The organism is Paenibacillus lupini (genome assembly GCF_011761355.1).
GTDB lineage: Bacteria > Bacillota > Bacilli > Paenibacillales > Paenibacillaceae > Pristimantibacillus > Pristimantibacillus lupini.
On the sequence record NZ_JAASRW010000003.1, the window covers coordinates 305,270 to 326,873 of the forward strand.

Here is a 21,604-nt window from a genome sequence, read left to right on the forward strand (position 1 = left end):
TTAACCTTTCTATCCGTATTGTATAGTAGAGATAGATTTATATTTTTTGACAGGAATCTTCTTTCCCTAAGGGGGTGGCGCCGGTGAATAAAGTTTTAGTAATTGAAGATGACGTCATGATGAGGGATATGCTGTCGATGTACTTGTCGGAAGAAGGATATTCGGTTAGGCAAGCAGGGACTGCTGAAGAGGGTTTGCGGATCGTTCAGGAGTTTGTTCCTGATATCGTTCTGCTTGATTTGATGCTTCCCGATCTGGATGGTATGGAGGTTTGCGCTTCTATTCGTGAACGATCGCATGTGCCTATTATGATTTTATCGATGAAGAGTGAAGTATCCGAACGCGTTCAAGCTCTGAAAGCGGGAGCAGATGACTATATGTGCAAGCCGTTCAGCATGCACGAAATGACGGCAAGAGTAGAGGCTTTGATCAGGCGTTCCCACTTTAGTAACGCTGAAATTGCGAGCGCTGAAGAAGTGGTGGAAGCCGACTTTGCACCGATACAACTCGATGCCGAGCGCAGGATGCTCCTTGTAAGAGGCAAGCTGATTGAGACGACCTTCTCAGAATTTGAGATGATGAAGCTCTTCTTGTCCCACCCGGGTAAGGTGTTCAGCAGAGAAGAATTAATAAATACGATCCGAGGGTTTGATTCTTTTGTGACGGATAGAGCGATTGACGTTCACATCGTAAACCTTCGTAAAAAAATAGAACAAAATCCAAGAGAGCCCCGTTTAATTCGTACGGTATGGGGCTTTGGCTACAAGTATACAGCCGATAACATGGATTCTGGTCAGGATCATGATTAATGTAAGCGACTGGAAGATCACCTCCGCTGCAAGGTGATCTTTTTTGTGTCTATCCGGCGACCGCATGCAAATACCTAACATACTTCTAAAGAACAATCCACTATTTTTCTAATACTTATATGGGACTATAGGATTAACAGTTATGATAAAAGGATGGTGTAGCAATCGTGCATTTGGCCAGTTTACCTGAACGGCAGGAGGCTTATGCTCAGCTGGAGGTGGCTTTGAGTCGCGCGCGGGCGTCAGGCCAGCGGCTTGTAGTGGCGTTGATTCAGATCGATCGTTTCTATGGTGTGAATGAGGCTAAAGGCTTAGAAGCAGGCAATCAAGTACTGGAGAGTATCGGCGGAAGATTAATGCAGGCGGGATCGGATGTAGCATTCGTCTCTTTAATCAGCGGCGATACTTTTCTAATGGCTAGAGAGATCGGCTATTCGCAGGCGGAATGTGCAGGTGCGGTAGAAGCGATGAAATATGCAGCGCAGTACCCGATTGAGTATGAAGGTACCGAGCTCAACCTTACGGCAAGTATTGGAACATGCCTGTTTCCGCAAAATGGGCGGACAAGTGAAAGACTGCTTGGTCATGCCGAGACAGCACTTTTCAAATCGCGGGAGCAGGGCGGCAATCGGATTACCTTTTACAGCGAAGAAGAGACCAAGCAGATGAACCGCTGGCTGGAGATTGGTGCAGCCCTTCGTCCAGCCCTATATTTACGCCAGTTCCATTTGAGCTTCCAACCAATCTTTCGCACAGACAGCGGACGGCTTCGCGGCTTTGAGGCGCTGATCAGATGGAATCATCCTGAGCTGGGTACGATTTGGCCGGCAGAATTTATCCCGATTGCAGAGCAGAACGGACTTATTGTACCGATTGGAGAATGGGTGCTGCAGGAGGCATGCCGGATGCTTGCTGGGATGCAGGAGTACCGCCAAAAGGAACTGGTTATTTCGGTTAATGTGTCTCATGTTCAGCTAATGGATGGGGCATTCTGCAAAATGTTGTCCCATGTGCTCAGTGAAGTTGGGATCGAGCCCTCCTCGCTTGAGCTGGAAGTGAAGGAGGACGTCATTCTTCACTTCACAGACAAAACATTATCCGTGCTTAGCCAGCTGCGAGCATTAGGTGTACGGATTACGTTGGACAATTTCGGGGAAGGGTACGCTTCTCTGGTTAACTTGAAGCAGCTGCCGATTAACAGCGTGAAGATCAGCAAATCCTTCATTAAGCAGATTGATGTACCTAGTGTAGAGCGTCATATCGTCGAGGCCATGATTGGGCTCCTGCATAAGCTGGAGATCGAAGTGATTGCAGGCGGCGTTGAATACGAAGAGCAGTACGAGCTGCTGCGTGAGTGGGAATGCGATTTTGTACAAGGCTTCCTGCTTGGTTCTCCAAGCAAGCCGGATCTGCTGGACATGTCGATCATTCGCAAATCACCACAAACGGCATAAACCTTTAAGAGGATTAAATCTAAAAGCCCTGAATATCTCGCCTTAGGCGAATATTCAGGGCTTTCGTATTTGCAGGGTCAGGGTATAGGTTTAGTTTGGGTTAGCTTACTTCCAGATACAGCTTGGTTCCGTCATTATATTGGAATATCGCAACATCGCGGACAACCTCTACCTTCGAAATACGTTTCCATTTCTTACGGAAATCGAAGTTCAATTCCATCTCATACAATTTATGATGAAGTTGTTCAACGGAAGCTGCCTGTTCGTTAACGTAATAAACGGGAACCGAACGGTCTTTGAATGTAATGATTTTCATCATACCATTCACACCTCCACTCGTCTTTTTTTCCAGTTTACTAGAAACGTTTTAGCCGCTTATAAAATGGTCATAAGGTTATTGTTTAGTTTACTAACAGTTTCTTAACAATTAGCTGCTGCTGTAGCTGCCGTATTTTTTCTTGTAGTGGCCGTGGCCATGTCCTTGCTGAGGTGGATAATAGTTGCCTTTTTTATAGTCACTGCTGCTGCGGCCGTAGTGTCCATGTCCATAGTTTCCTTGATGACCATGTTTATTATAATGTTTGCCGGTAACGGAACCGAGGAGTTTTTGTAACAAGTGTCTAATCACGTTAATGACCTCCTAAAATGAATTATCATACTAGTGGCCGCGTTCAGGCCATCTGTGATGATTCGTACTTCGTAAGCGTGTACCTTTAACCTTTAATTAAGTCTGTTTCGCTCATTTGAAACACTTGAGACTTATAAGTTAATACGCATTTGTAAAAAGCAGGTTTCGTTCATCTTCGTCTATTCCGCGTTTGGAATGAGGAACCAAAGGGGATCTGCTCCCGTATGTGAAGGCAAGGAGGGATTCCTATCTGGTGGAAGCGATGGAAGAATAATTGGATGGACTATCCGCTGAGGCCAGGCGTGGTATGGGCTGGGCAATACCGTATTGAGCAGTTTCTAGGTATGGGAAGCTATGGACAGACCTACCGCTGTACCGACCTTAAGAATGGTACTGCCGTGCTTCTGAAGCGGGCAAAACCAAGTAAGCGAGAGATTGGGCGGAGATTGCTAAAGCGGGAAAGTGAAATTCTTCAGCAGCTCAATCATCCACAAATACCGGCTTGGCTGGACTGGGCTGTCCATCGACGGGAGCAGGCGCTAGTGATGGCTTATGTTGAAGGCGAGGACATGGAGCAGGCCATTCTATTACTGGGAAGAACGTATACCGAGCAAGAAGCAATGCTTCTTATTCTTGGTTTGCTGCGTCCCTTACAGCATCTCCATGAAGCGGGTTATGTACACCGCGATGTACGAATCCCTAATGTGCTGTTAAAAAATGATAAGGTACACCTGATCGATCTTGGCTTAGCCTGCCGAACAGGTGAGGAAGATCCAAGTAGACGAGAAGGGGAGCCAAGCGGGTTTGCAGACAGCTGGGGACCAATTAAATATCGTATGCGTATGCCCGACCCTACTAGTGATTTATATGGGCTTGGCCATATATTCTTGTTTCTCATGTATGCGGGTTATTCGCCGGAAGAAGGCCAGGAGGAGCGAAGCTGGGAAGAAGAGCTGTCACTTCAGCCTAGGGTGAAAAGCTGGGTAAAAGGATTGTTTGAGAGTAAGTGGCGTACTGCTGTTGAATGTGAGCAGGAGCTTGCGCATATATTAGCGGATTATTCCGCGGGAAATAACGAATGAAGCTGCAAAATGTCGAATTCTGATGATGTAGCTGAGGGGAGATGGTTACTAATCTGTAGACCTACGGATATAGCTTTCTACTTTATCAACATGCTTACCGTTACCAGCGCCAGCAAGTGAATAGTCCCATACTTTTAACGTAAAGTGGTCGTTAAACGCAGTATCCAAATCAGTGATAATACGGAACGCATATAGTAGGGCTTGTTCATCCTCACGCCTTATACCGATATATAACAGGTCACGCACGTTATACAAATCGGTGTGCAGGGCGGTGTCACTGGGTAACTGTGCTATATTGTCAATGCTCGTAACTATACGTCTTAATTCCTCCACGTCAGCGCTATTATAAAAATCAACCTTTCTTTCCCAACCTATTAAATCATTCAGCGTGGCATATGCATCCGCTATAGCATCACGTACTTCTAACGTCAAATCACTTGCCTTAAGCTTGGTGTCCGCCGCTACAACCTTATTATTAATGGGATAATACGTATCCTTCGAGTAATTCACACAGGCTATAACCGCCAATATGACAATACCAATAACCAATAATTCAACGATGTGCTTTACCGAATTCATTAACAATACCTGCCTTCAGGGTTATTGGTTTTATAGAGCGCAAGTAAAAGAATAGTATCCACTACGACCAAATATTACCACAAATAGTATGTGCTTTGTATATTCAACCCCAAAGTAAAATAATGAACCATGCCGCGCTTTTTTCTTACGCTAATACGGCTCTTGTCTCTATCATTATGATTCGTAGATTCATAGGATATAACACGAACATAGTGTGGAGTGAAGGAAGTGGCGGTATGACATGGGAGGATATCATCGATCTCATTGACCCCAAATTGATGATTGTTGTGGCAGCCTGCTGGGTGATTGGCTATATGCTGAAGCAGACGCCATTTGTACCGGACTGGACCATTGTGTATGCGGTTACGGCGGTTGCAATCATCAGCACTTGCTTCATCTTAGGTTTTCATGTTGAGAGCGTGCTGCAGGGTGTATTATGCGGAGCTGTTTCTGTGTATGGAAGCCAGCTGGTGAAGCAGACGTTTACGAAAAGAAACTAAAGAAAGGTACAGCTGTCCGTCTGACGGACGGCTGTGCCTTTCTTATTTTTAATGCTGGATAACACCGCAGGCGATACGGCTGCCGGAGTTACCGGATGGATCGGTTTTGTAATCATCCGCTTTTTCATGGATTACAATCGCAGTGCCAGCGGCTGGGAGCAGGGAGTTTGGCGCTTCGCTGTCCAGCGATACATTTTTCGAGATAATCTCGGCTGTAACGCTGCCGTCTTTCCCGACCGTAATGTTCGGCAGATCACCGTCGTGGAAGCCTTGCGGATTATCGAAGCCATGCTGTTTGTTCTTCGGATTCAGGTGCGAGCCTGCCGATTCGAACGTAGGAGCTTCGCATTTGCCGACATTATGGAAGTGAATGCCGTGAACGCCTGGAGTAAGGCCTTTGGCCTCAATTTTCAGGTGCACGCCGTCCTTTTCCTCTGTCAGTACGACATTGCCGATCTGATTACCCTTCGTATCGATAAAAGCTGCTTTTGCCTCCATCACGTGACTACGTGTGTGGTGGCCATGCGCCTCATGGGCTGCTGCCATACTTGCGAACCCGCAGCTTGCGATCAGGAAGCCAAGCGAGCTGAGCATAATTTGTTTGTTCATGTTATCCTCCTTGGGCGTAATTTCCAAGTTAGCTTTTACCATGAGGATAGGAATTATTCATTTTACCCACATAAATGTTTCACTCTATAAATCTATATGTCTATTAAATTTATACGTTTGAACGGTGTCCACTCGTCCATACGTTCTCTCTTAATGCGGAATAGTATAAAGCATATCGATCGAGAGGAGTGAAAGTAATGTCTGCTAAATTTAAAGTAAACGTTAAAAATGTAAAACGTAGAACTAAAAAAGGTGCTCGTATATCGAACTGTGGTTGTGCTGCGGGGGATCGTGTTGGTGGGGAAATGGATTCCAATCGTGATCATGACTGTCATAGAAGTTCGCGCAGAGATCCGGCTGTTGCAGGTGTTCAAGATGCGGGTAAAGAGCTTAGCAAAGTATTCGGCAAGCTGAAAGATGAAGAAGTTGCTGAAAGGCTTGTAAGAGCGATTCGTCGTCATGATGCTAGAGCCGTCCAACAAATCGTTGGCTGCGACTGCCGCGTTGTTGATTTCTTCCGTACAAGAAATGCTGATTGTGTACGTGTCAGATGCTCCTTTGGTCCTTATAGAGATGTAGTTGTGTCCTTCGATATTTGCGTAAGACGTGCAGTGGATGATATTAGTGATCGTCAGGATCGTCCGCACCATAACGGCTGCTGCTGGTTCTAATGGCAGGAATGATGAAAGGCTGCTCCGTATAACGGGGCAGCCTTTCTTTTACGTAAATTTGTGCTTTTACACTCATTCATCAGCCTATGCATACGATATGTAAGATATCGCTTGTAACAAGCAAGCCTGGAGGCGAATGAGCATGCCTATTATTCCGAACTTCCCAAGAGAATGGCTGGAGGAGCATACAGTATGGCATCATCAGTATCATGTGACGCCGGGAACAATGCCGCCGCCGGGGTTCGGTGAGCAGTTTTTACGGTTCCACCGCTACTTTATTAATAAGGTGTATGATTGGTTTGACCGTGTGGGATATGACAAACGGGCTGTTGCCGGCTGGCCGCAGATGCCTGCGGGCATTATGCAGGCACCGTGCATGAACCAGCAGGCCTTGTACCGGATCATGTATAATCCTCGCTCTTTCAGCACGCTTGACGAGTTCGGCCGGTTTATAGAGTACAGCGGTGTTCACGGCTGTATCCACGCCACCGCTGCGCGATTGTATAACAACCCGGAGATCGATAACTTTGACCTCTGCACAAGGCAGACCGAGTTCTACAACATCCATGGCATGGTTGATCAATGGTACCGGAACTGGGAAGCAGCCTGGGGAGTCCGGTCGGACAGCCGCGGCAAGCCGCAGCTTCCAAGTGGTGTGTCCGTTACGTACAATCGCGCAATGCCCGCATTATCAACGCGTAGTAGCTCGATTCCCGAGGCACGAATTCAGCAGCTCGGACGGCTCGCTTCACCTTGGATCGCTCACCTGCAGCCGTTAGCTCAACGCCCTCGCAAATCAGTTCCGCCAGTTCTCCCTCGAACAAGCGGATCATCTGTTCAACGTCGGCCTCAAATACAGCCGCCACTTCTTCGAATTGCAACTTTAAGGCGTCAAGCGGCAAGGAGCATACAAGCGCAAAAACGTCGCTGACTTCGCGGTCAATGAAGGGCACGCCTCTTACTTCGCCTGACATTTCCTTGCGTGCCTCACCAAGCGGAATCAGATCCTCGAAGCGGGCAGCTACGCCAAGCTCTTCTTCGATCTCGCGTACAGCATCCTGCATGGTCTCGCCGGCCGTTAGATGACCGGCTGCCGTAATGTCGTAACAGCCGGGATAGGTATCCTTCCCGGCTTGCCGCAATTGGAACCGCACGTATTGGCGGTTCCCTTCGCGGCGTGTCAGCCAGCAGTGGAAGGAACGATGCCAGTAGCCAAGCGCATGGGTCTCAGAACGGCTGGCTGTGCCAAGCGGATTTAATTGTTCATCATAGATATCGAAGCGTTCTTCTGCCATGGAGAGAACCACCTTTTTGCCATGAAATTAATTGCTGACGGCTGTTCCTTCTTCCAAGACCGAGGTGCAGTGCTTGCAGCGTGTAGCCTTAATCGGAATTTGGGACAAGCAGTACGGGCATTCCTTCTCGGTAGGTTCTGCGGGAGCAGCGGCTTCTTCCGGCTTCATACGGCGCAGAATGTTAATTCCTTTTACAAGCATGAAGATACAAGCCGCAACGATAAGGAAATCAAGCAATACGTTAATAAACTGGCCGTAAGCGATAACGGCTACGCCGTTTTTGGTCGCATCGGTCAAGGTATGTATGGAATCCATCGTAACGCCTTCCGGCAAAGGCTTGTCAGAGCCAAGATTGATGAATAAATCCTTGAAGTCCGCGCCGCCGAGCATCCGTCCGATGGGAGGCATAATGATATCGTTGACGAGCGAAGTGACGATTTTGCCAAAGGCGCCGCCAATAATGACACCAACTGCGAGATCGATCACGTTCCCTTTAATGGCGAACTCCTTAAATTCCTGAATAATTTTTTTCATGAAGAAATCCCTCCTGCTTCCTACTATTGCCTAACTCTATAAAATCTACTCTACTATATTAGACGATCTCGCGGCTGATAGAAAGCCTGCCCCAAGGAAGAGCCAAATAACATGCCGAAAAAATGCAACCTCCGTCACTGATTGCCCGTAATAGGCTTAAGCAATCTTAATAAATCCTATTTTTGCGAATGAGGGGATGGATGACATGTTTAATCGTTTATTGGCCAGTATTGGAATTGGTTCTGCCAAGCTCGATACACTTCTGGAGAAGTCGCAATATGTACCTGGTGAAGAGGTTCGTGGTGTAGTCAATATTCGAGGAGGCAGCGTTGCACAAAACATAGACACGATACAATTATCGGTCATGACTGAATACATCCGTGAAAGCAATGATCATAAAGTTAGAGCGCATGGGGAGATCGGACGTTTCCATGTCAGCGCTCCATTCACTTTGCAGGCTGGGGAGACAAAAGAGGTACCGTTCTCGTTCCGCCTGCCGTATCAAACGCCGCTTACCATCGGCCGTGCGCCAGTCTGGGTGAAGACGGAGCTGGATGTACGCGGAGGTGTGGATCCAGGGGATAACGACCGAATTGATGTACTGCCTACAAGCGGTATTAATACGGTGCTTCATGCTCTCGATTTGCTCGGGTTCCGTCTGCGGAATGCCGAATGCGAATATTCTCCTCGCCACGGCGGTGGGATGCCGTTCGTGCAGGAATTTGAGTTTGTGCCAACGAGCCAGTTCCGCGGCCAGCTGGATGAGCTGGAAGTGATGTTCTTCTCTTCAGATCGTGAGCTTGAGCTGCTGCTCCAGGTTGACCGGAGAGCTCGCGGGTTGGGTGGGCTGTTCGCAGAGGCGCTTGATATGGATGAGACGTTCGTACGCTGCAGATTTACCGAAGAGCAGCTTCAGGCGGGGCCGGCAGGGATTGCCCGTCAGTTGTCTGATCTGATTGCCAGGACCATTTAGTTCGGGTGAGAGGTTGAGCTGGTCCGAGATGCTTCGAGAGAGGCGTCTCGGGCTTTTTTATGCCCGGTGAGGGGAGCAGGGCAGGTTAAATCTTGGCTAATTTAAGGTTTGTGGCATAATAAAGGGAAAGAAGTTCATGAAGGGGAAGTTGGTATGACGATTGGAGCGCGGGTGCTCAAGACAGGGATGGCCGTTGCCTTAGCCATTTACATAAGTGGATTATTTGGATTTGCATCACCGCTTATTACAACGGTCGCTGCAATTCTAACGATTCAGCCGTCTATTTATCGCTCGTGGCAGCAGGTGCTGGATCAGCTCCAGACTAATCTGCTTGGCGCCGTGATGGCGCTGGCTGCCATGAAGCTGTTTGGGCAAACGCCGATTGCTGTTGGACTTGTATGTATTCTTGTTATTTTAGTAAGTATCAGATTGAAGATGGAAACCACCATTGGCGTTACGCTCGTAACCGTTGTAGCGATTATGGAGGCTCATGGCCAGGGGATTACGTTGGCGCTTGAGCGATTTTTGATGGTTTTAGCGGGGATGGGGGCGGCATTCGTCGTTAATGTACTTGTGTTTCCGCCTCGTCCGAGACGGCAGTTCACCGAGCAGGGGAATCATGCGTTCTCACAGATGTCGCTGCTGCTCCGAACGGCTATTTCGAATGAAATGAAGGAGCAAGTATACCGTAAGGAAAAAGAGAAGCTGCACAAAACGCTGCGCAAGCTCGAGGACAGCTATAATCTGTTCGAAGAAGAGCGCAAGGTACTCGCAAGAGCGAAGAGAAGTCATGCGCGCCAGCTTCTCGTATCCAAGCAAATGATTAGAGCGCTGCAGAAGGGCTCGGATCTGCTGGAGGTGGTGGAGGAGCATTATTTCTCTTCACCAAAGGCTGGGGATTGGGCAGTCCGGTTTGACCGACAGATCGAAGATTTGACGAAGTACCATGAATCCATTGTTTTGAAGCTCGAGAATAAAATGAAGCCAAACATCTCTATGGAGCCTGGCGAGGAGCGGGAAGCACGCCTTGTTGCCGACCTCACGGACTATATCCGCGAAGATCCGGATGAGCATAAACGGCTGATCTTCGTCGCCTCCGCGCTGTTCGAATACGCCTACCATCTGCGCCGGCTGGAGAAGCTGGTTGATCACACGCAGCGTACCCCCGGTCTCGGCGAAGCGGAAGAACGCAGAGGCGCCGACCAAGCAGAGGAGCCTGCTGCGATAAGGGAATAGACTAGCCTGTCCGGCAGACGACTGAGGTGCCGCAGCCAATAAGTCGCAAACACCGTGTTACAGTAGGCTGAACGTGCCAATGTGTGGTACGAGTAGCCCAATAAGTCGGAAAACCGTGTTACAGTGGGTTGAAGGTGAATGCGTGGGCGATCCGGACTTATGCAGGTGCTGATGGGTTAGGGTTCTTAACGATGCGCCGCATCGTTAAGATCAAGAAATCATAGGTTAGTTATTGTCTTAACGATGTGCGACATCGTTAAGGTATACGAAATTGGCCGTGAGACGGCGAAAAGTAGGGTAATGAGCGAGCTTAACGATGCGCCGCATCGTTAAGGGCTCGAAAACATGAGTTAGTTGATGCCTTGACGATGTACGACATCGTTAAGCGTTCGGTTAGACGGTCGGCTGGCAACTAGCCGACAACAAAAATAAAATGGCCCCCTCAATAATGAGGGAGGCCATTTTTGTGTGTTGTGCAGCTAGGGGAGGTGGTAGAGGGAATGTATCTCCTGAAGAAGCGGAGCGTCTGCCTTTGCCCATGAAAAATCTCATTAGAGATTATATTCAAATTTTCCATGGGCAACAGCAGTCAAAGGAGGTACATTCCCGTCACCCCGACCCCCAGCTGCATACGCCTACGCCCCACACCAACCACAAACTAGGAGTCCGTCTTATTACTCCCCTTATGGCGCCGAGGATGCTGCATATGAGCTTCCGGATCATGATCGCCATCCTTTGAGATCAATCGAGGATCGGTACGGCCCTCATGGTGGTTGTCGAAGTCAAGCTCGACAAGCTCCCATTCGGTTGTTCCGGCCTGCGGATCGGCAGGGAATACGGCTCCGCGTTCAAGCTTTTCTACGCGGCCTAACTCATTTTTATAAACACCGGACACCTCAACATGCTCGCCCGACATTGGATCCATTTCATTATGCTGATGCTCTTGCTCGCTCATGGCCACTCGTCCTTCCCTTAGCTTATAATCCGTGCTTCGGCACCGCGGCTGTATCTGCTTCGGACTGCTTTTGGCTAGCCTTTTGCTTACCTTGACCAGTGCGGTCGGCTAATGATTGCACTTTGCTGGCTTCGACTTGTTTATGGGACGGCCATTCACCTGACATACTGCCATCCTCCTTTCGGCAATTAATCCTTTAGCAGTTTGCCACGAAAGGAGGCTTTGTATGAGCAGGCAGGAGCAAGAGGAACAAATTACAGCTTAATTCACGTGATAACGGGATTCGATCTTCTTGCCGCCGAACCACATGATAATAATAACGGCACAAGTAACGAAGATGCGCCATGGCTCCTCGCGGAAGCTACTGATATTGAAGCTAATGAGTGAAATGCTTAGAATCATGACCGCTTTGCCAAGTACAGTCGCAAGGACAAACGTACGAAATGGGATCTTGCTGAACCCAGAGACAATATTAATAATGGATGACGGAGAGAATGGGAAGCAGGCCAGCAGAAAAAGCGGCGTAAATCCTTTCTGATCTACCCATTTGAAGAACTTCTCTGTCTTAGGGAATCTCCGCTCAATTTTGGCTTTTACATTCTTCCCAAGCTTACGGCTGATCCAGAATACACAAATCGCTCCAATGGATACACCGATCCAAGAAAGCAGAAAGCCCAGCCATAAGCCGAATATATTCGCGTTTGCCGCCACGATAACGACCAAGGGTAGGAAGGGCAGGAACGATTCGAGAAGAGGCAGCAATATACCGGGGAATATCCCGAATTGCGAATAGCTCTCCAGCGTCCGCTGCAAATGCTCAAGATCCAGACTTCTCATCTGGACATACAGCTTCTCCATACTTTCCATCATATACATTGTTGAATACAACCCCACTCCACCCCTTGCGGGAAAATAATTCGAACTTGTTATCCACTTTTACCAATCAACTTGGAAGACGGGATTATGAGATACAGAAAGGCTATACCTCCAAATAACGCGGCACTAACCCAGATGACTGAGCTCGTGCTGAAGCTAGCGGCAATAAGCCCGCCTGCAACAGGACCAACCATGCCGCCAATACCCTCCACTGTTGCGAGCAGTCCCCAGCCTAAACCTTCCTGGTTCGGAGGCACGAAGGAAGCAAGCAAAGCATTCCAAGCTGGAAGAATCGCTGCATAAGATAACCCGAGTATAACCACAATAACTAAACAATACCAAAATGGGAGCCGCGATGCCAACAAAGACAAGCCGATCCCAAATATGGCGAAGCCAATGATTAGAAACCAGTGCTTCCCGCCAAGCTTGTCCGACAAGCGGCCCATCGGAATCAGTCCGGCAGCTGCGCATACGCCTCCTGCAGTCAGCAAGAGAGAATATTGCGTTCCAGCTAGTCCAAGCCCTTTCTCAGCAAAGCTTGGGAGGACAGGGACAAGCATGCTGGCGCCTGCTGTCTGCATGATCATTCCGGGCAGAATCATTCGCATAGCTTTTATACGTTCTACTAAGGTCGATAGTTGCCGATTTAACGGCACAGCTTGAACCGAAGGCTCATCCGATCTTTTGCTGCTGATGAAGAACGCCAAGAACGCTCCGATAACCGACAGGATAAGAAGCAGAAAGTAAGTCTTGTTCAAATAGTAGTCGAGCAAAATATTGCACACAATGGGTCCAGAGCCTAGTCCGACAAGCCAGACGGTATACAGAAATCCGATCTGCGTCGCCCGATTATCCTTGGATACCTTCGTCAGACAGACGATCCAAATCGGTGAAATACCAATCCCATAAAGGGCTGCAGCCATAATGAACAGCCAAGGCACAGTGGCAAAAGGAATCAGAAACACTCCGATAAGCGACACGAACAGGCCTGTCCGTATGACAAATCGAATAGAGAAGCGGTCCAGCAAATAACCAAAAATCAATTTGAGCAGAGTATCTGTCAAATAGTGAGCTGTAATCGCAAGGCCAATTATATCTAGCGACAGGTGAAGAACCTTCGCCCCATAAATGGGGAGCAGGCTGATCAGCACCGCGCCCCGCACGAATTCAACGATAAACAATATAACAGAGATAAGCCGCATCTCCACTCCAAGCCATGTCAAACGCATCCCAATCTTGTTCACTTGTGGTCAAGCCCCTTTGCAAATTCTCCCTTAACTATAGCGTTGACCAAATTTTGTATTCCAACCGCATTCTTGCAAAATATGATGAGCAATCGTGCCCGCTGCCGCATCTTCTGTCTGCAGGAGTTGAACAGCAAGCTTGCTGTGCTGCAACTGCTGGGGATCATTAACCAGCTTTATAATCGCATCTGCTAATTCTTCTGGATCGCTGGCAATACGGGCAGCGCCCTTGTCTTGCAGATAACGAGCGTTACGCTTCTCCTGACCAGGAACAGGACGATAAAGGAATAATGGCAGGCCGGCACTAATCGCTTCTGCAATGGTCACGCCGCCAGGCTTTGAGACGAGGCAGGTGGCTAGAGCCATAAGCTCATAAATTTGCTCTACATAGCCGAATAGGTGAAGGCGTTCTGCTGCCTCATGCTGCATGAATCGGCTTGCTATGGCGGCCTGCAGCAGGCTGTTACGGCCACAGACGAGAGCAATCTGTACATCGCGGTGGCGTTCCAGCAGCAGGGCACAGAGCTCATCACAGTCCGGCATAACACCTTGTGCGCCTGGCATGAGCAAAACGACCGGTTTATCCGGCTGTAGTCCGTATTTGGCATAGAGCTCCGTTGTGGGATTCGGACAGCAGAAGCCGCGTCCCAGCGGAATGCCGCTGACAGTTACGCGTTCCGGACGGATACCAAGTGTACCTAGCTCTTGCTTCAGATCATCGGTAGCGACAAAATACCGGTCAATGCCGGGATGCACCCAGCGGCGATGAAGATCAAAGTCGGTAATAACGGTGTAAGCAGGTATGGATGTTTGCGGCGGGACTTTCTTTTTGAGGCGGCGGCGGTGAAGGGCAGGAAGAGCAAAGGAGGGAAAGGTATGAATCACCGCGTCGGGCTGTTCTTTTTGGAGAAGCTTTCTTATTTTGTCGCGGCCAAAGGAGTGTAGAAACCCTCCAAACAAGGAGTTATGCTTCATCGGACGAGTAACCCCGTATACCCAGCCATATAGATGGGGGATATGCGTATAGCTTTTCATATACACACGTTTTGTCATCTCGTTAAGCCAAGGATGGGATTCGGCCATCAGATCCACCATGACAGTCCGGTGATTACCCTGTTCCTCCAGTGCGTCACGAATAGCTTTAGCGGCCTGCAAATGTCCTTCTCCGTACGATGCGTACAGAATTAACACCTTAGGCTGATGGCTGTTGTTATATCGGACCAATGAACGCACACCTCCTGCCGCAAGTATAGCGGACCAATGTCAACGCATTGTGATGATGTTGGTTCCCTCATGTTAATTTTGTATAATGGGACATGTATCCAAAATTTGATCTGAGATTTTCCTGGTTCGTTCATACGGCATGGGGAAAACTCACTAATGGGAGTGAGACGGGACAATGAAGTATACCTATCTTGGTCAGTCAGGCCTTCGTGTAAGCCGGTTGTGTTTGGGAACGATGAATTTTGGTGTGGACACAGATGAGAAGGAAGCATTCCGCATTATGGACGCGGCACTTGATGCCGGCATTAATTTTATTGATACAGCAAATATTTATGGCTGGGGCGAGAATTCCGGCCGTACAGAAGAAATTATCGGGCGCTGGTTCGCACAAGGCGGAGGACGTCGTGAGAAAACAGTGCTCGCTACCAAAGTATACGGCGACATGCATGATCCTTATGACGGTCCAAACCGTGATGCAGGTCTTTCTGCCTATAAAATTCGCCGTCATCTGGAAGGTTCGCTTCGCCGTCTTCAAACGGATCATATCGAGCTGTACCAAATGCATCACGTAGATCGGAATGTGAACTGGAACGAGCTGTGGGGGGCATTCGAGACAGCCGTTCATCAAGGGAAAATCGGTTATGTAGGCTCCAGTAACTTTGCAGGCTGGGATATTGCAGTGGCGCAGGGCGAAGCAAAGGCAAAAGGCGTTCTTGGTCTTGTATCCGAGCAGCATAAATACAACCTGCTCTGCCGTCTGCCTGAGCTGGAAGTACTGCCTGCTTCGAAGGCGCTTGGTCTTGGTGTCATTCCATGGAGCCCCTTAGATGGTGGATTGTTGTCTGGCGGTCATCGCCGTGGTAGTTCGGGAAGACGTAGTGGTGAGAAGAACGAACGCTTTGGACAGGTAAAAGATCAACTGGATGCTTACGGGGCATTATGTGATGAGCTAGGTGAAACGGAGGATCTCGTATCACTGGCTTGGCTGCTGGCCAATCCGGCGGTTACAGCTCCAATTATCGGGGTACGTACGCTCGAGCAGTTCGAACGTTCGCTTCGTGCGGTAGAGCTTACGCTTGATGAGTCGACACTGAAACGTATCGATGAAATTTTCCCTGGCCCAGGCGGAGACGCGCCGAAAGCCTACGCTTGGTAATTAACGCAAGCGGTAAGCCTCCGGCGCGCCGAGGGTTTACATATTTAAAATTCTCACCATCGATGGACGGCACAGCCGTTTCACCTTGTTAGATCAAAATGTTAAATAAGACAGGGTCCTTATTCAGTTCAACGAACTGGAAGCCCTTCTTCTGCATCCGCCCGATGAGCGGAGCATAATCTTCACGCTGTTTGAGCTCAATGCCAACAAGTGCAGGTCCATTGTCTTTATTATGCTTCTTCGTGTATTCGAAGCGGGTAATGTCATCGTTTGGTCCAAGGACATCATCAAGGAATTCTCGGAGCGCTCCAGCTCGCTGTGGAAAGCTAAGCATGAAATAATGCTTCAGCCCTTCATAGATGAGCGAGCGCTCCTTGATTTCCTGCATCCGGTCAATATCGTTGTTGCCGCCGCTGATGACGCAGACAACTGTCTTGCCGGCAATTTCTTCACGCATCAGATCAAGCGCAGCAATCGGCAAGGCGCCAGCAGGTTCAGCAACAATCGCGTTCTCGTTATACAGATCAAGCAGGGTTGTACACACTTTGCCTTCAGGTACGATAACGACATCATCAAGCAGCTCACGGCAGATGGCAAATGTCAGGTCGCCGATCCGCTTAACGGCAGCACCATCGACGAATTTGTCGATATGCTCGAGTGGCGTTACTCGACCAGCATCAAGGGATTCACGGAGTGAAGGAGCACCTTCAGGCTCAATACCAATGACTTTTGTCTGAGGTGATACGGTCTTCACATACGAAGCGACACCTGCTGCAAGCCCGCCTCCGCCAACGGAAGTAAGAACATAATCGGGAACCGTTTCAGCAGCTTCCATTAATTCTTGGCCAACCGTTCCGTTGCCTGCGATGATCTTCGGATCGTCGAATGGATGGATGAAGGCCATGCCGCTGTGCTGACTTTCGGCAATAGCCTCTGCATAGGCATCATCAAACGTATCACCGGTAAGGATAACTTCTACGAATTCGCCGCCGAAGAAGGAAACTTGGTTCACCTTCTGGCGTGGAGTTGTGCTTGGCATATAGATTTTACCCTGCACGCCTAGTGCCTGACAGGAATAAGCAACTCCTTGCGCATGATTGCCTGCACTTGCGCAGACAACACCTGCTGCGAGACGTTCAGGCGGCAAAGAGCGCATGAGATGGTAAGCACCGCGGATTTTGAACGAACGGACAATTTGCAGATCCTCACGCTTTAGCAGGACGTTGCAGCCGTAACGCTCGGAGAGCACACGGTTATATTGTAAAGGAGTGCGGGTAATAACATCCTTAAGATGCATTTGTGCATGGACGATATCTTCGAGCCCAATCTTGGTGGAATAGGATGATTGAAATTCCATAATAAGTCACCTCGTAAATAGTCGCGATTCGACAAACATTGATGATTCATTATAGCACTAACTTTGTTTTTATGTAGGGGAAAAGGAGGAAGCCTTTGTGCGTTGGTTGAAATGGTTCGTCGTTATTATTGTGCTGTTTGCTCTCATCCTTGCAGGGGCAGGTCTCTGGTTGAAATCTTACGTCGCTCCTACGGAGAAGCTTGATCTGGCTTATGCTCAGGTATCGATTAAGGATAAGGCGATAGAGATGGTGCAGAAGCTGAAGCCGGAAATTGTGCTGTCGGAAGCCGACGTGAACAATCTGATCAAGAGCCAATTACAAGGTGGTCATTCGGAGTCGCTGCCTCCGGATATGACGCTGGACGGAGCACGTTTTGAGCTTAGCGGCAACAAGCTGCTTGCCCATTTGAATATGACTTATCGCAATATCCTGCCGCTTGGGATGCTTGCTACCTATAAAATGACATGGAAGTCTCCAAATCTTATTCTCGAGCCCCAATCTCTCACGGTCAAAGACTATGATCTGGGGCGTGATCGATTAGACAGAATTGTAGTCCCGATTGAGCTGCCGAGTATTATTACGGTTCGAGATATGCAGTTTTTAGACGATCAGATGATTATAAAGCTTCAGCTCCATTTGTAAATAGCCTTCGCTTAAGCGGCGAAGGTTATTGTTTTACATTTAGACAGAGAAACCTCGTATTGAACTTGTTAGACTTTATTCATATAATTTAGTAAAAACGTTACGGTAGGGAAGATAACGTGGACAAAAAAATAGTGGATGTAGCGAAACGGGCAGGCGTATCAGCCGCTACCGTATCGCGTGTGCTGAATGAGAGCAGTCTTGTATCGGAGAAAACGAAAGTAAAGGTGCTCCAAGCTATTGAGGAGATGGACTATCATCCTAATGCGGCGGCCAAGCATCTGCGTTCCCAAAAGACGATGACACTAGGTATTATCGTACCGGATATTAACGTGTCTTATTTCTCTGAGATTATTAAAGGTATTGAGAACAAAGCTTATGCTCATAAATACAAAGTCCTTATTTGTGACTCGGATAATCAGATCGAGAAGGAAATGGAGTATTTGGACCTGCTGCCGGACCGCACGGTCGACGGTATGGTTCTTGTTACTCCGCGAGTAAGTGATGACATGATCCAGGAGTATGTGAAAAAAGGGTATGTCATTGGCGTCGTTGGCCGAGCAGTCGTACACGATGAAATACTAAGCTGCAAGACAGATAACGTAAAGTTCTCGACTGAGGCTGTAAGTCATTTGGTCAAGCAGGGGCATCAGCAGATCGCCTATATTGGCGGCTATTCCGATTCGCTTGAGAACTATGAGCGGATGGAAGGGTATATGAAGGCACTCAAGGATGGGAAGATTCCGTTCCTGCCTTCCTTGATTGATAACGGTGACTTCGAGGAGACCGGCGGTTATCAGGCGTTCTGTCGATTAAGAGAGCGAAACCAATCGTTCACTGCGGTCTATGCGGCCAATGATGAGATGGCGCTTGGCGTCTATCGCGCTTGCCGGGAAAAAGGGATTCGAATCCCGGAAGACATGGCTGTTGTTGGCGTCGATAATAACCGGATTACGGAATACTTGCTGCCAGCGCTCAGTACCGTGGAGCAGCCGAAATACGAGATGGGCTCCCAATTGACGGAGATGCTAATCAATCAGATGCATGGCAATGATAACAGTCCACAGAAGAAACATGTTATACACTCCAAGTTAATCATTCGGGAATCATCTAGTTACCTGCGTGAGTAAAGGTTAATAGCTTACTGCTACAGAAAGAGGGCTGCCGATGGCAGTCCTTTTTATCTTTTTCTATCCGGCCTACTGTCTACGTCTACCATCTACTGTCTGCTGTTCGGTGCTATGTAGGATGATGTACAGTGAAATTCGCTCAGGGGTAGCAGAACCATCTCTACATTGGATTTGATCCAGTAGAAATTGTACATGAAGGCTCAAACCGCGGGTTGAAGGATCATTCTGCTGTAAGAAATCCAATCTAAAGGCTCCATTAAGCGGCTATTGCGAAATGGAGTGGATGAAATCCAATGTAGAGCGGGGGAGATGCAAGATTTCTGGATGAAATGCTGTGTAATGATGTGCGGCATGTAATCGATCATTTTGCTGTTGAATTAGACCTGTTTACTGTGAATTATGCTCCATTTTGCTTTGTTTCTGAGAACGATTTCACAAACATGATGTGCGACAACGTATAACAATACAGGGCTAAAGCACCTGTAAAGCCTTGATTCTACGCGGTTCTCGGGATTTTCACGAAAAATATCGGACAAACTCTGAAATAAATGATTGAAATCGATTTCAGTCCATGCTAATATCGGTGTATATAAGTCAGGCAAAAAGAAAGTGATGTAAATGAATGATAGCAAGATCATTGACGTAGCAAATCGAGCGAAAGTATCCGTAGCAACAGTATCAAGAGTGCTGAATCGAAGCGAATTGGTTAGTGAGAAGACGAAGAAGCGGGTGATCGAAGCCATTCAGGAGATGAACTATACTCCGAATGCGATGGCCAAGAACCTGCGGTCCAAGAAGACAATGAAGATTGGCGTCGTCGTCTCCGACATTGAAGTTTCTTATTTCGCTGAGATTATTAAAGGCATCGAGAATATGGCGAATTCTCTCGACTACAACGTCATCATCTGCGATGCGCAGAACAAGAAGCAGAAGGAACTCGAGTATGTTTCGCTTCTGCAGAACCGCACCGTGGACGGTATGATCTTCGTTACCCCCGAGATGACAAACAAAGAAATCATCGGGCTGGTGGAGGATGGCTACAGTGTTGGCGTGATCGGGAGGAATATCGAGCATGAACTAATCCCATGCGCGTTTACGGATAATGTGAAGCTGGCAAGGGAAGTTGTGAATCATCTGATTGAGCAGGGACATGAGAAGATCGCGTTCCTTAGCGGATATGCAGATGCGATTGACAGCTACGAACGTCTTGAAGGGTATATGAAAGCGCTTCGAGATGCAGGCATGCCTTTTGTACCTGATCTTATCGACAATGGAGATTTTAATGAAGATGGCGGCTACCTCAGCTTCATGAGGCTGCGCGAGAAGAATGCAGACTTTACGGCAATCTTTACGGCTAACGATGAGATGGCATTAGGCGTGTATAAAGCATGCAAGCAGCTATCGATTCAGGTACCCCAGCATTTGGCCATCGTAGGTGTCGATAATATTAGGCTCACGAAATACATTACGCCGCGTCTAAGCACAGTTGATCAGCCGAAATACACAATGGGAGCTCTGCTCACCGAGAAGCTGATTGATCAGATGAACAACAATGTGTTTAAGGACAAACGGATTTTCAAAGTAGAATCCAAGCTGCTCATTCGGGAATCCTCGGTCTTTAATCGCATCCGTACGAATAACGGTCAAGAAGCAACGAAGTAACTATTTTCACGAGGTAAAAAGAAATCGATTACATTTTCAGTTTATTTTGATGTCACGGAGGAATGTCGGTATGAAAGGTTTTTTCCAGGAGCTCGTCCGGAATAAGATTTTGTTCCTTATGATTGCGCCTGCCTTGTTATTCTTCGTAGTCTTCTCCTACGCTCCGATGGTTGGCGTGTATTACGCCTTCACCCGGTTCAGCTTTGACGGAGGATTGTTCGGAGGCGAATTCATTGGTCTCAAAAACTTCGAGTTTTTATTCAACTCGGGCGTACTGTGGAATCTGACGAAGAATACGGTGCTCTACAATATTGCCTTCATTATCATTAGTAACGTTCTGCAGTTAGCTTGTGCAATCTTCCTTGCCGAACTTCCGGGCAAATGGTTCAAGAAATCGACGCAGTCGATTATGTTCCTGCCTTTCTTCGTATCTTTTGTACTAGTAGGGGCTTTCGTATTTAACCTCTTCTCGAACAGCGGTGTAATCAATACGATGCTGACGTCGATGGGACTTCAAACGTACGACTTCTACATGCACACGGCACCTTGGAAATACATTATCGTCTTCTTCCATGTGTGGAAGGGACTTGGCTACGGTACAGTCATCTATCTGGCAGCGATTATGAGTGTCAGCGATGAGTACCACGAAGCAGCTAAGATTGATGGCGCGAACATTTTCAAGCGCATCCAACATATTACGATTCCGCTGCTTATACCAACATTCATCCTGCTTATCCTGCTTAGCTTGGGCGGTATCCTGAAAGGACAGTTCGACCTGTTCTATCAAATTATCGGTAACAACGGTATGCTCTACAACTCGACGGACATTATCGATACGTACGTTTATCGTTCACTCGCGGTTAACTTCGATATCGGTATGGGTACAGCAGCCGGCCTTTATCAATCACTCTTTGGGTTCGTGTTAATTCTTGTGGTTAACTATATTATTCGGAAGGTGCAGAAAGACTACGCACTGTTCTAGAAGGG

The 21,604-nt window shown here is 48.1% G+C and carries 25 protein-coding genes; 12 read left to right on the plus strand and 13 right to left on the minus strand.

Annotation, left to right across the window (positions count from 1 at the left end; genetic code table 11):
- Positions 1 to 83 precede the first annotated feature (83 nt).
- Together FHS17_RS10950 and FHS17_RS10955 are read left to right on the plus strand one after the other, a co-directional pair.
- Positions 84 to 809 carry a response regulator gene (locus FHS17_RS10950; RefSeq protein WP_167278443.1) on the plus strand — a complete coding sequence of 242 codons (726 nt, stop codon included), beginning with the start codon at positions 84 to 86 and terminating at the stop codon, positions 807 to 809.
- Positions 810 to 976: 167 nt separating this feature from the next.
- Entirely contained in the window at positions 977 to 2,263 is a 1,287-nt protein-coding gene (locus tag FHS17_RS10955; protein WP_167278444.1) for an EAL domain-containing protein, read from the plus strand.
- A gap of 100 nt (positions 2,264 to 2,363) precedes the next feature.
- Here FHS17_RS10955 and FHS17_RS10960 read toward each other — a convergent pair whose 3' ends face one another.
- Together FHS17_RS10960 and FHS17_RS10965 are read right to left on the minus strand one after the other, a co-directional pair.
- Complete coding sequence (locus FHS17_RS10960) at positions 2,364 to 2,582, minus strand: hypothetical protein (RefSeq protein WP_167278445.1); 219 nt, start codon at positions 2,580 to 2,582, stop codon at positions 2,364 to 2,366.
- A 108-nt stretch (positions 2,583 to 2,690) separates the two neighbouring features.
- On the minus strand, positions 2,691 to 2,891 hold the full coding sequence (locus tag FHS17_RS10965; protein WP_167278446.1) for a hypothetical protein: 201 nt from the start codon (positions 2,889 to 2,891) through the stop codon (positions 2,691 to 2,693).
- Between the two features lie 278 nt (positions 2,892 to 3,169).
- Here FHS17_RS10965 and FHS17_RS10970 point away from each other — a divergent pair, with 278 nt between their 5' ends.
- Positions 3,170 to 3,973 (plus strand): serine/threonine protein kinase, encoded by an 804-nt coding sequence (locus tag FHS17_RS10970; protein ID WP_167278447.1) that lies wholly within the window; start codon positions 3,170 to 3,172, stop codon positions 3,971 to 3,973.
- 48 nt (positions 3,974 to 4,021) lie between these two features.
- Here FHS17_RS10970 and FHS17_RS10975 read toward each other — a convergent pair whose 3' ends face one another.
- Positions 4,022 to 4,552, minus strand: a complete 531-nt coding sequence (locus tag FHS17_RS10975) for a hypothetical protein (protein ID WP_167278448.1) — start codon at positions 4,550 to 4,552, stop codon at positions 4,022 to 4,024.
- Between the two features lie 236 nt (positions 4,553 to 4,788).
- On the opposite strand from FHS17_RS10975, the gene FHS17_RS10980 reads away from it, so the two are divergent.
- The gene (locus FHS17_RS10980; protein WP_167278449.1) at positions 4,789 to 5,052 is read left to right on the plus strand and encodes a phage holin family protein; all 264 of its coding nucleotides are present in this window, start codon (positions 4,789 to 4,791) and stop codon (positions 5,050 to 5,052) included.
- 48 nt (positions 5,053 to 5,100) lie between these two features.
- Here the strand turns inward: FHS17_RS10980 and FHS17_RS10985 are convergent, their stop codons facing one another.
- The gene (locus FHS17_RS10985; RefSeq protein ID WP_167278450.1) at positions 5,101 to 5,661 is read right to left on the minus strand and encodes a superoxide dismutase family protein; all 561 of its coding nucleotides are present in this window, start codon (positions 5,659 to 5,661) and stop codon (positions 5,101 to 5,103) included.
- A gap of 197 nt (positions 5,662 to 5,858) precedes the next feature.
- Between FHS17_RS10985 and FHS17_RS10990 the strand changes: the two genes are divergently transcribed.
- Positions 5,859 to 6,332: a hypothetical protein gene (locus FHS17_RS10990; protein ID WP_167278451.1), complete on the plus strand. Its 474-nt coding sequence runs from the start codon at positions 5,859 to 5,861 to the stop codon at positions 6,330 to 6,332.
- Positions 6,333 to 6,588: 256 nt separating this feature from the next.
- On the opposite strand, the gene FHS17_RS10995 is transcribed toward FHS17_RS10990, so the two are convergent.
- The 3 genes from FHS17_RS10995 to mscL all read right to left on the minus strand — a co-directional run bounded on the left by FHS17_RS10995 (position 6,589) and on the right by mscL (position 8,161).
- The gene (locus tag FHS17_RS10995) at positions 6,589 to 6,900 is read right to left on the minus strand and encodes a hypothetical protein (RefSeq protein ID WP_167278452.1); all 312 of its coding nucleotides are present in this window, start codon (positions 6,898 to 6,900) and stop codon (positions 6,589 to 6,591) included.
- A gap of 94 nt (positions 6,901 to 6,994) precedes the next feature.
- Complete coding sequence (locus FHS17_RS11000) at positions 6,995 to 7,627, minus strand: NUDIX hydrolase (protein WP_167278453.1); 633 nt, start codon at positions 7,625 to 7,627, stop codon at positions 6,995 to 6,997.
- A 27-nt stretch (positions 7,628 to 7,654) separates the two neighbouring features.
- Entirely contained in the window at positions 7,655 to 8,161 is a 507-nt protein-coding gene (mscL, locus tag FHS17_RS11005; protein ID WP_167278454.1) for a large conductance mechanosensitive channel protein MscL, read from the minus strand.
- A gap of 196 nt (positions 8,162 to 8,357) precedes the next feature.
- Here mscL and FHS17_RS11010 point away from each other — a divergent pair, with 196 nt between their 5' ends.
- Positions 8,358 to 9,134 (plus strand): sporulation protein, encoded by a 777-nt coding sequence (locus FHS17_RS11010; protein ID WP_167278455.1) that lies wholly within the window; start codon positions 8,358 to 8,360, stop codon positions 9,132 to 9,134.
- A gap of 153 nt (positions 9,135 to 9,287) precedes the next feature.
- On the plus strand, positions 9,288 to 10,370 hold the full coding sequence (locus tag FHS17_RS11015; RefSeq protein WP_167278456.1) for an FUSC family protein: 1,083 nt from the start codon (positions 9,288 to 9,290) through the stop codon (positions 10,368 to 10,370).
- Between the two features lie 658 nt (positions 10,371 to 11,028).
- Here FHS17_RS11015 and FHS17_RS11020 read toward each other — a convergent pair.
- The 5 genes from FHS17_RS11020 to FHS17_RS11040 form a co-directional block, all read right to left on the minus strand.
- Positions 11,029 to 11,325: a transposase gene (locus FHS17_RS11020; RefSeq protein ID WP_167278457.1), complete on the minus strand. Its 297-nt coding sequence runs from the start codon at positions 11,323 to 11,325 to the stop codon at positions 11,029 to 11,031.
- 22 nt (positions 11,326 to 11,347) lie between these two features.
- Positions 11,348 to 11,491: a hypothetical protein gene (locus tag FHS17_RS11025; protein ID WP_167278458.1), complete on the minus strand. Its 144-nt coding sequence runs from the start codon at positions 11,489 to 11,491 to the stop codon at positions 11,348 to 11,350.
- Positions 11,492 to 11,586: 95 nt separating this feature from the next.
- Positions 11,587 to 12,213: a TVP38/TMEM64 family protein gene (locus FHS17_RS11030; protein ID WP_341805817.1), complete on the minus strand. Its 627-nt coding sequence runs from the start codon at positions 12,211 to 12,213 to the stop codon at positions 11,587 to 11,589.
- A 38-nt stretch (positions 12,214 to 12,251) separates the two neighbouring features.
- Positions 12,252 to 13,445, minus strand: coding sequence for an MFS transporter (locus FHS17_RS11035; RefSeq protein WP_341805818.1), 1,194 nt, complete (start codon positions 13,443 to 13,445; stop codon positions 12,252 to 12,254).
- A 30-nt stretch (positions 13,446 to 13,475) separates the two neighbouring features.
- Positions 13,476 to 14,669 carry a diglucosyl diacylglycerol synthase gene (locus tag FHS17_RS11040; protein ID WP_167278459.1) on the minus strand — a complete coding sequence of 398 codons (1,194 nt, stop codon included), beginning with the start codon at positions 14,667 to 14,669 and terminating at the stop codon, positions 13,476 to 13,478.
- A 175-nt stretch (positions 14,670 to 14,844) separates the two neighbouring features.
- Between FHS17_RS11040 and FHS17_RS11045 the strand changes: the two genes are divergently transcribed.
- On the plus strand, positions 14,845 to 15,825 hold the full coding sequence (locus tag FHS17_RS11045; RefSeq protein WP_167278460.1) for an aldo/keto reductase: 981 nt from the start codon (positions 14,845 to 14,847) through the stop codon (positions 15,823 to 15,825).
- Positions 15,826 to 15,913: 88 nt separating this feature from the next.
- Here the strand turns inward: FHS17_RS11045 and ilvA are convergent, their stop codons facing one another.
- Positions 15,914 to 17,182: a threonine ammonia-lyase IlvA gene (gene ilvA, locus FHS17_RS11050; protein WP_167278461.1), complete on the minus strand. Its 1,269-nt coding sequence runs from the start codon at positions 17,180 to 17,182 to the stop codon at positions 15,914 to 15,916.
- 97 nt (positions 17,183 to 17,279) lie between these two features.
- Here ilvA and FHS17_RS11055 point away from each other — a divergent pair, with 97 nt between their 5' ends.
- From FHS17_RS11055 to FHS17_RS11070, 4 genes are all read left to right on the plus strand, one after another.
- Positions 17,280 to 17,825, plus strand: coding sequence for a hypothetical protein (locus tag FHS17_RS11055; RefSeq protein WP_167278462.1), 546 nt, complete (start codon positions 17,280 to 17,282; stop codon positions 17,823 to 17,825).
- 119 nt (positions 17,826 to 17,944) lie between these two features.
- The gene (locus FHS17_RS11060) at positions 17,945 to 18,955 is read left to right on the plus strand and encodes a substrate-binding domain-containing protein (RefSeq protein WP_167278463.1); all 1,011 of its coding nucleotides are present in this window, start codon (positions 17,945 to 17,947) and stop codon (positions 18,953 to 18,955) included.
- 618 nt (positions 18,956 to 19,573) lie between these two features.
- Positions 19,574 to 20,617, plus strand: coding sequence for a LacI family DNA-binding transcriptional regulator (locus FHS17_RS11065; protein WP_167278464.1), 1,044 nt, complete (start codon positions 19,574 to 19,576; stop codon positions 20,615 to 20,617).
- A 70-nt stretch (positions 20,618 to 20,687) separates the two neighbouring features.
- Entirely contained in the window at positions 20,688 to 21,599 is a 912-nt protein-coding gene (locus FHS17_RS11070) for an ABC transporter permease (RefSeq protein WP_167278465.1), read from the plus strand.
- Positions 21,600 to 21,604 lie beyond the last annotated feature (5 nt).

Coding starts and splice junctions, on each gene's coding strand:
- FHS17_RS10960 (WP_167278445.1), bottom strand. CDS start 2,582: ATGATGAAAATCATTACATTCAAAGACCGTTCGGTTCCCGTTTATTAC.
- FHS17_RS10970 (WP_167278447.1), top strand. CDS start 3,170: ATGGACTATCCGCTGAGGCCAGGCGTGGTATGGGCTGGGCAATACCGT.
- FHS17_RS10975 (WP_167278448.1), bottom strand. CDS start 4,552: ATGAATTCGGTAAAGCACATCGTTGAATTATTGGTTATTGGTATTGTC.
- FHS17_RS10980 (WP_167278449.1), top strand. CDS start 4,789: ATGACATGGGAGGATATCATCGATCTCATTGACCCCAAATTGATGATT.
- FHS17_RS10985 (WP_167278450.1), bottom strand. CDS start 5,661: ATGAACAAACAAATTATGCTCAGCTCGCTTGGCTTCCTGATCGCAAGC.
- FHS17_RS10990 (WP_167278451.1), top strand. CDS start 5,859: ATGTCTGCTAAATTTAAAGTAAACGTTAAAAATGTAAAACGTAGAACT.
- FHS17_RS10995 (WP_167278452.1), bottom strand. CDS start 6,900: ATGGATGTTGTAGAACTCGGTCTGCCTTGTGCAGAGGTCAAAGTTATC.
- FHS17_RS11000 (WP_167278453.1), bottom strand. CDS start 7,627: ATGGCAGAAGAACGCTTCGATATCTATGATGAACAATTAAATCCGCTT.
- mscL (WP_167278454.1), bottom strand. CDS start 8,161: ATGAAAAAAATTATTCAGGAATTTAAGGAGTTCGCCATTAAAGGGAAC.
- FHS17_RS11010 (WP_167278455.1), top strand. CDS start 8,358: ATGGATGACATGTTTAATCGTTTATTGGCCAGTATTGGAATTGGTTCT.
- FHS17_RS11015 (WP_167278456.1), top strand. CDS start 9,288: ATGACGATTGGAGCGCGGGTGCTCAAGACAGGGATGGCCGTTGCCTTA.
- FHS17_RS11020 (WP_167278457.1), bottom strand. CDS start 11,325: ATGAGCGAGCAAGAGCATCAGCATAATGAAATGGATCCAATGTCGGGC.
- FHS17_RS11025 (WP_167278458.1), bottom strand. CDS start 11,491: ATGTCAGGTGAATGGCCGTCCCATAAACAAGTCGAAGCCAGCAAAGTG.
- FHS17_RS11045 (WP_167278460.1), top strand. CDS start 14,845: ATGAAGTATACCTATCTTGGTCAGTCAGGCCTTCGTGTAAGCCGGTTG.
- ilvA (WP_167278461.1), bottom strand. CDS start 17,182: ATGGAATTTCAATCATCCTATTCCACCAAGATTGGGCTCGAAGATATC.
- FHS17_RS11065 (WP_167278464.1), top strand. CDS start 19,574: ATGAATGATAGCAAGATCATTGACGTAGCAAATCGAGCGAAAGTATCC.
- FHS17_RS11070 (WP_167278465.1), top strand. CDS start 20,688: ATGAAAGGTTTTTTCCAGGAGCTCGTCCGGAATAAGATTTTGTTCCTT.